This is a genomic window from Cryptosporangium aurantiacum, assembly GCF_900143005.1.
Taxonomy (GTDB): domain Bacteria; phylum Actinomycetota; class Actinomycetes; order Mycobacteriales; family Cryptosporangiaceae; genus Cryptosporangium; species Cryptosporangium aurantiacum.
This window is the reverse complement of the sequence record NZ_FRCS01000003.1, coordinates 745,941-755,932: the sequence shown is the minus strand read 5'-3', so window position 1 is coordinate 755,932 and position 9,992 is coordinate 745,941. Positions and strand designations below refer to the sequence as shown.

The window sequence follows — 9,992 nt, the reverse complement described above, 5'->3', positions numbered from 1 at the left end:
GACCCGACGGCACCACCCTCGACCCACCCTGACACCAGCCGCAGGCCCCGGCCGGCCACCCGAAGCGCTCCCAGCGCTTCGGGCCATCGGCATGCTTACCGCAGGACAGAGCCGGATCAGCAGCCCGCTGCCGCCTCCAGAGAACGACAGCTACTCGCCGCCGTTCCAAGCTGGACGCTCGTGGGGCCCGTGCGCGGCGCATCATTTCGCGCCGCGGCCGTGAGCAGGCTCGAGCCGCTGGGGCTACGGCGTCAGGTCGCGAGGTCGGGGGCGATGCGGTCGGCCAGGCGCCGCAGCGCGCCCCACGCCAGCGCCCCGGCGTCGTCGTCGACGAAGTCGTCCTCGCCGCCGAGTTCGGGGTCCTCGATCGGCTCACCGGTCAGTTGCCGGGCCGCGCGCTCGCAGACCTCCGGCTCCGGCAGCACGAGCGGCACCCCGGTCGACTGCGCCGCGACCTGGATCTCGCAGGCCCGCTCCAGGTAGTGCATGCGGAGGAACGCCTGCCCGGCGGTGGCGCCGACGGTCAGCAGCCCGTGGTTGCGCAGGATCAGCGCCGGGTGCGGGCCGAGGTCGGCGACCAGCCGTTCCTGCTCGGCCAGGCTCAGCGCCACGCCCTCGTATTCGTGGTAACCGACCCGTCGGTAGAACTCCATCGACATCTGGTTCAGCGGCAGCAGCCCGTCGCGCTGCGCGGCCACCGCGCACCCGGCCTTGGTGTGGGTGTGCAGCACACACTGGGCGTCGGCGCGGGCCTTGTGCACGGCGCTGTGGATCACGAAGCCGGCCGGGTTGACCGGGTGAGGGGTGGGCTCGACCGGGTTCCCGTCCAGGTCGATTTTTACCAGGTTGGACGCGGTGATCTCGCTGAACAGCAGCCCGTACGGGTTGATCAGGAAGTGGTGCTCCGGGCCGGGCAGCCGCAGCGAGATGTGGGTGAAGATCAAATCGGTCATCCGGAAGTGGTCGACCAGCCGGTAGACCGCGGCGAGCTCGCATCGGAGCGCCCATTCCGTGTCGACCTCGGTGAGGGTCATCGCTCCTCCTCCAACGCGGATGCCACCAGCAGTTGGAACCGTGCGGTGACCTGGTCCCAGTGCGGCAGCAGGTGGTTGCGGTCGGCGGCCGGGGAGGAGCGGCCACGCTGCATCCGCTCCAGAATCGGGACGTCCTGGTCGTTGACCTCGAACAGGACCGCCGTCAGCGCCTTCCGCGCGTCGGTGAACTCGGGACCGGACGCGGAGTTGTCGACGAACACCGCCATGTGTTCGACGGTACGGTCCGCAGCGACCGGTTCGAAACCGATCACCTGGAACCAATCCGCCTCGAGGAACACCAGCGCGTTGGGGAAGAGGCAAAAAATATCCTGGCGGTCGCGCAGGGCGGGTGGGACGTCCCCGAACATCGGGAGCGGCGTCTCGGTCTTGGCCGCCTTACCGGCCGCTCCCCGCGGGTAGCAGCCGCCGAGGATGTCGTCGGCGAGCACGACGTCGTCGATGTCCAGCGCGGCGGCAGCGGGTCCGACCTGCGGGTGGACGAACGGCAGGTGGTAGAAGTCGAGGAAGTTCTCCACGACGAGCTTCCAGTTCGCGGTGATCTCGTACCGATCCTCGGCGGCCAGGTGCAGCCGGTCCAGGTCGACCGGCGCCCACCGCTCGCGCAGGGGAGCGAGGACGTCCTCGACCGGCCGCTCCGGCTCACCGAGGCACACCAGCACCATGCCGGCCCACTCCGCGTGCCGGACCGGCAGCAACGCCAGCGCGTCCCGGGTCGCGTCGTCGGGCGCCGAGCCTTTGGTGCGATCCCAGTACGGCGTTCCGCAGAGCGCGCCGCCGACCTCGTACGTCCAGTAGTGGTACGGGCAGCGCAGGCGTTTTCGGGTGCTCGGCTCCTCGGACAGCACCATCCCGCGGTGGCGGCAAATGTTGTGGAACACCTGGATCGCGCCGGTCAGGTCGCGGGTGATCAGCAACGGGCGGCCGGCCACCGTGACCGGGTGCGAGCTGCCCGGCTTCGCTACCCAGTGGGTGAACCCCGCCCAGACCCACCGCCGCTCGAAGATCGCCCCCTGCTCGGCGGTGAATACCGCCGGGTCGGTGTAGGCGCCGGCGGGGAGGATGCTCACGCCCACCTCGCGGTCGGTCAGCGGTCCGGTCATGAGTGCCTCCGTTCGGTGGCGTGGAACAGTTCTTCGGCCCACGACTTGAGCAGCAGCGCGTCGGCCCAGCGGTCGCTGATCTGCGCGCCGTCGGCGCCGGTGATCGCGTACGGCACGGTGCCCAGCTCGCAGCAGAACACCAGGTCGTCGCCCGGGTACGTGCGCATGGCCGCGGCCCACCAGGCGCGGAACCGATCGGCGGCGGCGCGGTGCTGCGGGAACGACGGGGAGACCTGCACCTGGCCGCGGGTGGCGATCCGTCCCTGGAGCGAGCCCGCCCGGTCGAGGACCCGGCCGATCAGCGTGTCCACCCGCTCGTCGGGGCCGTCCGGCAGCTCGTTGCCGACGACGTAGTGCGAGAGGTCGACGGCGAGCGTGAGCTCGGGGACGGCGTCCAGCAGGGCCACTGTGAAGCCGAGGTCGTTGGTGACCGTGTAGCGGTGGGTCTCCAGCTGGAACGGGATCCCGGCGGCAGCGGCGGTCTTCAGCCAGCCCCGGACGAGGGCGGCCGCGGTGGTCACGTCACCCGGGAACACCTGGCCGCACCCGACGATCAGCTCGGCGCCGATCGCCTCGGCGTACCGCACTGCGGCGTCCAGCGCGGCGTCGTCCGTAATAAACGTGAACACCGCACTCCGAAGGCCCGCCAGCAGCGGCGCCAGTTCCGCGGCGGGAGGCGCCTCGCGCGCGCCGAGGTCCACCGCGAGCCCGGCGAAGCCGGCCGACGCGATCCGCTCGACCCGCTCCGGAAGGCTCCATCGCGACGCCGACCGCCAGGGCAGGTCCTCCATCGCCCACAGCGACTGGAAGACCGACAGGGTCCGCGTCACGGTCGTCCCACCACTCGGTCCGGCTCGCGCCCGGCGAGGACCGCGGCCACCGCCGCACCCGCCCAGACGTACGGGCGGACTGCGGCCTCCGCGGAGTACCACGCGGCGTGCGGGGTGAGGATCGTGCGCGGGAACGTGCGGACCGGATCGTCGGCCGGGGGCGGCTCGATCGGCAGGACGTCGAGTGCGGCGCCGGCGATCCGGCCGGAGCGCAGGGCGTCGCCGAGCGCGGTGGTGTCGAGGACGCCTCCGCGTGCGGTGTTCACCACGTACGCCCCCGGGCGGAGGTGCGCGATCGCGGCAGCGTCCAGCACGGGGGGAGCGCCCGGACGCTGCGAGACGTGCAGGCTGACGACGTCGACCTCGGCGAGGAGCTCGTGCAGGTCCTGGCCGGGGTAGGTCAGCACGCGCATCCCCAGTGCGGTGGCGCGCTGTGCGACGGCCTGCCCCGTGGCCCCGACCCCGACGACGCCGAGCACGCTTCCCGCGATCCGGCGCGGCGCCGCTTCCCGGACGTCCCACCGTCCGGCGCGCACCGCGGCGTCCAGCGTGCCGACCCCGCGCAGGAGGTTCAGCACCAGCGCGATCGTGTGGTCGGCGACCTCGTCCGTGCAGTACCCGGCGGTCGACGTCACCCAGGCGCCCCGCGCGGTGACGGCATCCACCGGGATGTGGTCGGTGCCCGCCGACGTCGCGGCGACGATCCGCAGGTCGGGCAGCGCGTCCAGGTGAGCCTCGGTGAGCGGGGTCTCCGGCCCGACGAGCAGCGCGACGACGCCGGAGCCGGCCGGTATCGCGTCCGCAGCCCGGACCTCGGCCTGCACCGGGCCCAGCCCGGCCCGCACGTCCTGCACCGATCCGAACGGGTCGGCCAGAACCACCACCGGCGCGCTCACGCGTCGGCCAGCGCGCGGAGTTCGCCGCCCCGGTGCCGGACGCCGACCGCGTCACCGATCTCGGGACGGTGAGCCAGATCGCCCGGGACCGCGCTGACCACGATCGGGGTTCCGTCCGCCGCGACCGTGAGCCGCAACCGGGCGCCCTGGTAGACGACCTCGGTGACGGTCGCGGCGACGGTTCCGGGGTGGTCGGCCGCGGTCAGCTCCAGGTCCTCGGGGCGGAGCACGGTCGTGCCGCTGCCGTCCACCGGGTTGCCGAACAGCGCGGTCTTCCCGTCCACCACCGGCAGCAGGTTCGCCTCGCCCAGGAAGCCGGCCACGAATCGCGTCGCGGGCCGCCGGTAGACCTCCTCCGGTGAGCCGACCTGCACGATCTTGCCGTCCTGCATGATCGCCACGATGTCCGACATCGACAGCGCCTCGACCTGGTCGTGGGTCACCGCGATCGTCGTCGTGCCGGTCTCCCGCTGGATCCGCTTGAGCTCGAGCTGCATCGCCTCCCGCAGCTGCTTGTCGAGCGCGGCCAGCGGCTCGTCGAGCAGCAGCAGCTGCGGAGCGAAGACGAGCGCCCTGGCGAGCGCGATCCGTTGCTGCTGGCCGCCGGAGAGCGACCGCACCGACCGGTCCGCGACGTCGGGCAGGTGCACGAGCCGGAGCGCTTCGGCCACCCGCTCGCGCCGCGTGGCCCGGTCGACCTTCCGGGCGAGCAGCGGGAACTCGATGTTGCGACCGACCGACAGGTGCGGGAACAGCGCGTAGTTCTGGAACACGACGCCGATCTCGCGGCGGTGCGGTGGTACGCCGGTCAGCGACCGGCCGCCGATGCGCACGTCGCCGCTGCCGGGGTCGGTGAACCCGGCCAGGACGTTCAGCGTCGTGGTCTTGCCGCTGCCGCTCGGTCCGAGCAGCGTCGCGAAGCACCCGGCCGGAACGGTGAGGCTCACCTCGTCGAGGATCCGCGCTCCACCGAGATCGACGGTGAGCCTGTCGATACTCACGCTCTCCAGCCCTGCACCACCCGCCCGCCCGCCCTTAACCGGAAGAAATCTCATGGGGTTTTCCTTTTCCGAGTGGTCAACAGCACGCTCACTCCCAGCAGCACCACCGCCGACCCGATCACCAGCGCGCTCACCGCCGCGATCGCCGGGGACGCGCTCTGGCTCGCGTCCAGCCAGATCCGGGTCGGCAGCGTCTCCTCGCCGGGCGGACTCAGGTAGTAGGCCAGAACCGACTCGTCGAAGCACAGGCCGAATGCCAGCACGGCCGACCCGGCGACGCTGCGCGCCACCAGCGGCAGCTCCACCCGCACCAGCGCCGACGGCCAGGAGTGCCCGAGGCTGCGAGCGGCCCGGGACAGCGCCGGATCGACGCCGGCCAGCCCGGCGGCCACCGCCAGGTAGACGACCGGCGTAGCCAGCACCGCCTGCCCGACCAGCAGCGTCCCCAGACCGGCCCGGCCACCGAGGTCGTCCACGGCCAGGTACAGACCCAGCGCCAGCACCAGCTGCGGCACGACGAGCGGAGCGAGCATCAGCGTCCGCAGCGTGCGCTGCCCACGCCGGACGCGACGCAGCGCGAACGCCGCGCAGGTCCCGGCCAGCGTCGCGAGGACGGCCGCACCGGCGGCGATCCGGGCGGACAGGCTGATCGCGTCGAGCCACGCCGGGTCGGTCAGCACGTCGGTGAACCAGCGCCCCGACCACTGCTGCGGCGGGAAGACCAGGAACGCGTCGGCGCTGAACGCCACCGGCAGGATGACGGCCAGCGGCGCCAGCAGGAACAGCGCGACGACGACGCCCAGGACGACGGTGATGGCGCTGGTGCGAGGAGCGGCGGTGCGGAAGTCACTCACGTTCCACCGCCGCGCTCCAGGCCCGCCCGATGCCGAGGAACCGGTCGGCCAGCACATACAGCCCGAGCGTGGCGACCAGGAGCAGCACACCCATCGCCGCGGCGCCGCCGAGATCCTGCAACCGCCCGAACTGGGTGCCGATCACGATCGAGACGACCTGGCCGCCCGGCCCGCCGAGGAACGCCGGCGTCACGTAGAAGCCGAGGCTGAGCACGAACACGATCACCCCACCGGCCAGCACGCCCGGCCGGATCGCCGGGAGCACCACCGAGCGGAGCGTCAGCCACTCGCCGCCACCGAGGCTCCGCGCGGCCCGCAGCTGGGCGGCGTCCAAGCCTCGCAGGTCCGCGTAGATCGGCAGCACCACGTACGGAAGCATGATGTGGACCATCGCGGGGACCAGGCCGGCCGTGGTCTGGTACAGGCCGAGGCCCTCCCCACCCACGAGACTGTCGAGCGCTCCCGCGGGCTGCAGGGTCAGAACCCAGCCGAACGTCCGGACGAGCAGCGACACCCAGAACGTCAGGAACAGCACGCCGAAGAGCACACCGGCCAGCCGTCGCGGAGCCGCCACCAGCGCGACCGCGTAGATCGCGCCGATGACGACCGTGCATACGGTCACCAGCAGCGAGAGCCAGAGCGTCCGGGCCGCCGCGCCGAGGAACAGCTCGCTGCGGAACGGTTCGGTGACCATCCCGACCGGGCCGTCGGCGGCCACGCCGGCCGCGACGACCGCCACCATCGGCCCGAGCAGACCGATGGTGAGCAGGGCGAGCGGCGGGAGCAGCAGCCACCGGCCTCCGGCAGTCACTTCCCGACCCACGCGAAGAACTTCTCCACGTACTCACCGTCCTGCTTCGCGAGCGACCGGACGTCCACGGACAGCTGCTTGGCGACGTTGTCGGGTGCGCTCGGCTGCTTCGCGAGCTCCTCCGGGCTGAGCAGGTCGAGGGCGGCCGAGACCGTCGGACCGAGGTAGAGGCTCTTGGCCACCGCGGCCTGCGCCTCCGGCGTCGACAGGTAGTCGATCAGCGCGTTCGCGGCGTCGGCGTTCGGCGCCTGCTGGGTGAGCGCGAAGCCGCCCCACGGGTAGAGGATCGCGTCCTGGTAGGTCCAGTCCACCGGCTTGCCGCTGTCCTTGAGCTGGATCATCCGGCTGTTCGCGGTGGCGATCATCGACGCGCTGCCCTGCGCCATGTACTGCTGACCCTGGGCGTACGAGTCGTAGAAGATCAGGTCGTCCTTGATCGTGTTCAGCTTCGCGATCGCCCGGTCGAGGTCGAGCGGGTACATCTTGTCCTTGGCGACGCCGTCGGCCAGCAGTGCGATCTCCGCGGTACCGGCGTAGATCGACTTCGGGAACGCCCGCTTGCCGGGGAACCTCTTCGTGTCGAAGAAGTCGGCCCAGCCGGTCGGCGTCGCGCCGAGCTTCGTCGACCACCCGAGCACGACGCTGTACGCGTAACTGCCGGCTGCGTAGTCCTGGTAGGCCTTGTCGACGAGATCGCACCGCCGCACCCAGTCGGCGAGCTTGCCGGGCGGCGTCTTCCCCTCGATCAGCGCGGCGATCGAGTATCCGTCGAAGTCGATCATGTCCCACTCCGGGTTCGGCTTCGCCACCATCTCGGTGAACTTGCCGTAGTCCCAGGCGGCCTGCGTGACCCGGACGCCGGAGAGCTTCGTGAACGGGTCGAACTCCAGCTTCTGCCGGACGTCGTAGGTCTCGCCGCCGAAGCCCGCGACCACGACCTGGCGGGACGTCAGCTTCGGCCATTTCGCGTCCACACCGGAGGGCGCGGACGAGGGGGTGGCGGCGGTGTCTTCGTCCGAGCCGCAGGCCGCGAGTGCCGACGGCAGCAGCAGCGCGCCACCGGCTGCTAACGAAACTCGGGAGAGGAACTGGCGACGGGAGGAGTGCACGGGGGAGCCTCCGAGAATCGAATATCAGCAGCCAATGGAGTGCAGCGCCGCTGCAACGCTCGTAAGCTAACGCCGGGACTTACGGATCTGCGGCTGGAAATCCAGATGGCCGCAGAGATTTACGTTGCCGAAACGGGGGCCGATGGACACCGACGCGTTCGACCGGGCATTGCTGGCCGAGCTGCGCCGGGACGGCCGGGCCACGTTCGAGGCGCTCGGGCAGGCGGTCGGGCTGTCCCGTCCGGCGGTAACCGCGCGAATGCGCCGACTGCTGGACAGCGACCTGGTGACGATCGTCGGCGTCGTCCACCCGTCGGTGTTCGGCCTGAACGCGTACGCGCACCTCGGGCTCATCGTGCAGGGACCGATCGCCCCGGTCGCCGAGCGTCTCGCGGAGTTCGGGGACCTGCCGTTCCTCTCCGCGGTCGCCGGACGGTTCTCGCTGATCGCCGAGCTGCGCTGCACCGACCAGGCGGCGCTGGCGGCGACGATCCGGCGGATCGCCGGGCTGCCGGGCGTCCGGAAGGTCGAGACCGGGATCTACACCGAGATCCGGAAGGACACCCACTTCCCGCCCGGCCGGTACGACGAAACCCCGGTCGACGATGTCGACCGGGGCCTGCTCGCGCACCTCCGACGCGACGGACGGGCGTCGTTCGCCGAACTCGCGGACGGCGTGGGGCTCTCCACCAGCGCCGCGCGCACCCGGGTGTTACGGCTGCTGGAGTCCGGCGCCGTGCACGTCGGAGCGCGGGTGAACGCGAGCGCGTGGGGCGCTCCGGTGCTGACCGGGTTCGAGGTGACGCTCGGCGGTGATCCGGCGTCGGTGGTCTCGGTGCTGGACGGGCTCGATCGGGTCCAGTACCTCGCGACCGCGGTCGGCCGCGCCGATGTCATCTGTACGGCGGTCACCTACGACGCCGACGAGACGCTTCGGCTGCTCGAGGACGTCCGGGCGCTGCCGGGCGTCCTCGGGCTGGAGTCCTGGACCCACCTGCGAGTGCTGAAGGAGCAGTACTAGCGGGTGCCGCTGCGGCTCAGCCGCGGGCCTTCGGCGCCGAGCAGCGGCACCACGCGGTCGCCCAGCGGGTCGTCGAGCACCGAGTGCGTCCCGGTCTTCAGGCCGGTCGACTCGGCGAAGCGGCCGGCCAGGTCCATCGGCGTGGCGCCGTCCAGCGACTCGGAGAACGAGGACGTCAGGTAGCTGCGGATGCCGTTCAGCAGCCGCTCGGTGTCCTCCCGCGGACGCACGACCAGCCGGACGAACTGGCTGGTGATGCCGAGCTTGTTGCCGCACTCCCGGATCAGCACGCCGTGCCGGGACAGCAGGTAGTCGCGCAGCCGCGGCCCCTCCACCTCGGCGGGCAGCTTCACCAGCACGAAGTTCCCCTGCGACGGAAACACCTGCATGCCGGGGATCCGGCGGAGCTCGTTGATCATCTCGTACCGGTCGCGGGCCAGCAGGCGCAGGCTCTCGCGGTACTCGGCCAGGTGGTCGCGGAGCATGAACACGACGGTCTCGGCCAGCGAGTTGAGGTTCCACTTCGGAAGGCGCGAACCGATCTTCTTGACCAGTGCCGGGTTGCCGACGACGTACCCGAACCGGATCCCGTGCAGCCCGAAGTTCTTCCCCAAGCTCTTCAGCACGAGGACGTTGTGCCGCAGCATCGCTTCCTGGGCGATCGACGGGCGGTGCTCGGCGTCCACGAAGTCGATGAACGACTCGTCGACGACGACCAGGTCGCGATCGGCCAGCGAGTCGACGAGCCGGAGCACTTCCCACTTCGGGATGTAGTTGCCGTCCGGGTTGTTCGGGTTGCAGACCACCGCGACCCGCGAGTTGCGCTCCCGGATGAAGTCGACGTAGGCGTCGATGTCGAGCGCGAACCCACCGGCCTCGGGCAGCTGGAACATGTCGACCCGTTTGCCGGTCTCCAGCGACTGGTCGGTCCAGCGCCCGAACGTGGGCACCGGGGTCGCCATGCTCTCGTGGATCATCAGGTGGTCGATCCAGGTGATCAGCTCGGTGGAGCCGTTGCCCATCGCGATCGTCTGCGGCGGCATCTGCAGCAGGCTGGCGAGCTGGCCGGTGATCGCGCCGGCGTCGGTGGGGTAGTACTTGAGGATCGTCTCGAGCTTCGCCGACAGCTCGGCGAACATGTCCGGCGTGGGGAAATACGGGTTGCACGGGATGCAGAAGTCGGAGAGCTCCTCGGAGCCGGACCCCATGCTGCGGGCGAGGGTGAAGTACGACGGGCTGTGATTGCCCTGTCGGAACATGCCCAGGTCCATCGAGTGCTTCACGCAGGTCCCTCCGTCGGGCCGGTCAGCGGACG

The 9,992-nt window shown here is 71.2% G+C and carries 10 protein-coding genes; 1 reads left to right on the top strand and 9 read right to left on the bottom strand.

Annotated elements, in window-relative coordinates; translation table 11 throughout:
* Positions 1-251: 251 nt before the first annotated feature.
* Genes BUB75_RS14385 through BUB75_RS14350 form a run of 8 tightly spaced genes read right to left on the bottom strand, consistent with a single transcriptional unit; the run spans position 252 to position 7,656 of the window.
* Complete coding sequence (locus BUB75_RS14385; RefSeq protein WP_073257067.1) at positions 252-1,034, bottom strand: class II aldolase/adducin family protein; 783 nt, start codon at positions 1,032-1,034, stop codon at positions 252-254.
* Entirely contained in the window at positions 1,031-2,155 is a 1,125-nt protein-coding gene (locus tag BUB75_RS14380; protein ID WP_073257063.1) for an aromatic ring-hydroxylating oxygenase subunit alpha, read from the bottom strand. The genes BUB75_RS14385 and BUB75_RS14380 overlap by 4 nt, the downstream gene beginning before the upstream one ends.
* Positions 2,152-2,985: a sugar phosphate isomerase/epimerase family protein gene (locus BUB75_RS14375; protein ID WP_084741073.1), complete on the bottom strand. Its 834-nt coding sequence runs from the start codon at positions 2,983-2,985 to the stop codon at positions 2,152-2,154. The genes BUB75_RS14380 and BUB75_RS14375 overlap by 4 nt, the downstream gene beginning before the upstream one ends.
* Positions 2,982-3,881 (bottom strand): NAD(P)-dependent oxidoreductase, encoded by a 900-nt coding sequence (locus BUB75_RS14370; protein WP_073257060.1) that lies wholly within the window; start codon positions 3,879-3,881, stop codon positions 2,982-2,984. Before BUB75_RS14370 ends, BUB75_RS14375 begins: the two co-directional genes overlap by 4 nt.
* Positions 3,878-4,882 carry an ABC transporter ATP-binding protein gene (locus BUB75_RS14365; protein WP_218617512.1) on the bottom strand — a complete coding sequence of 335 codons (1,005 nt, stop codon included), beginning with the start codon at positions 4,880-4,882 and terminating at the stop codon, positions 3,878-3,880. Before BUB75_RS14365 ends, BUB75_RS14370 begins: the two co-directional genes overlap by 4 nt.
* A gap of 50 nt (positions 4,883-4,932) precedes the next feature.
* Complete coding sequence (locus tag BUB75_RS14360) at positions 4,933-5,736, bottom strand: ABC transporter permease (RefSeq protein WP_073257054.1); 804 nt, start codon at positions 5,734-5,736, stop codon at positions 4,933-4,935.
* The gene (locus BUB75_RS14355) at positions 5,729-6,559 is read right to left on the bottom strand and encodes an ABC transporter permease (RefSeq protein ID WP_143175193.1); all 831 of its coding nucleotides are present in this window, start codon (positions 6,557-6,559) and stop codon (positions 5,729-5,731) included. The genes BUB75_RS14360 and BUB75_RS14355 overlap by 8 nt, the downstream gene beginning before the upstream one ends.
* Positions 6,544-7,656 (bottom strand): extracellular solute-binding protein, encoded by a 1,113-nt coding sequence (locus BUB75_RS14350; RefSeq protein ID WP_073257049.1) that lies wholly within the window; start codon positions 7,654-7,656, stop codon positions 6,544-6,546. Before BUB75_RS14350 ends, BUB75_RS14355 begins: the two co-directional genes overlap by 16 nt.
* Positions 7,657-7,798: 142 nt before the next feature.
* Here BUB75_RS14350 and BUB75_RS14345 point away from each other — a divergent pair, with 142 nt between their 5' ends.
* Positions 7,799-8,677 (top strand): Lrp/AsnC family transcriptional regulator, encoded by an 879-nt coding sequence (locus tag BUB75_RS14345; protein ID WP_073257047.1) that lies wholly within the window; start codon positions 7,799-7,801, stop codon positions 8,675-8,677.
* Here BUB75_RS14345 and BUB75_RS14340 read toward each other — a convergent pair.
* Positions 8,674-9,960: a pyridoxal phosphate-dependent aminotransferase gene (locus BUB75_RS14340; protein WP_073257044.1), complete on the bottom strand. Its 1,287-nt coding sequence runs from the start codon at positions 9,958-9,960 to the stop codon at positions 8,674-8,676. The two genes, BUB75_RS14345 and BUB75_RS14340, sit on opposite strands and share 4 nt — an antisense overlap.
* Positions 9,961-9,992: the final 32 nt, after the last annotated feature.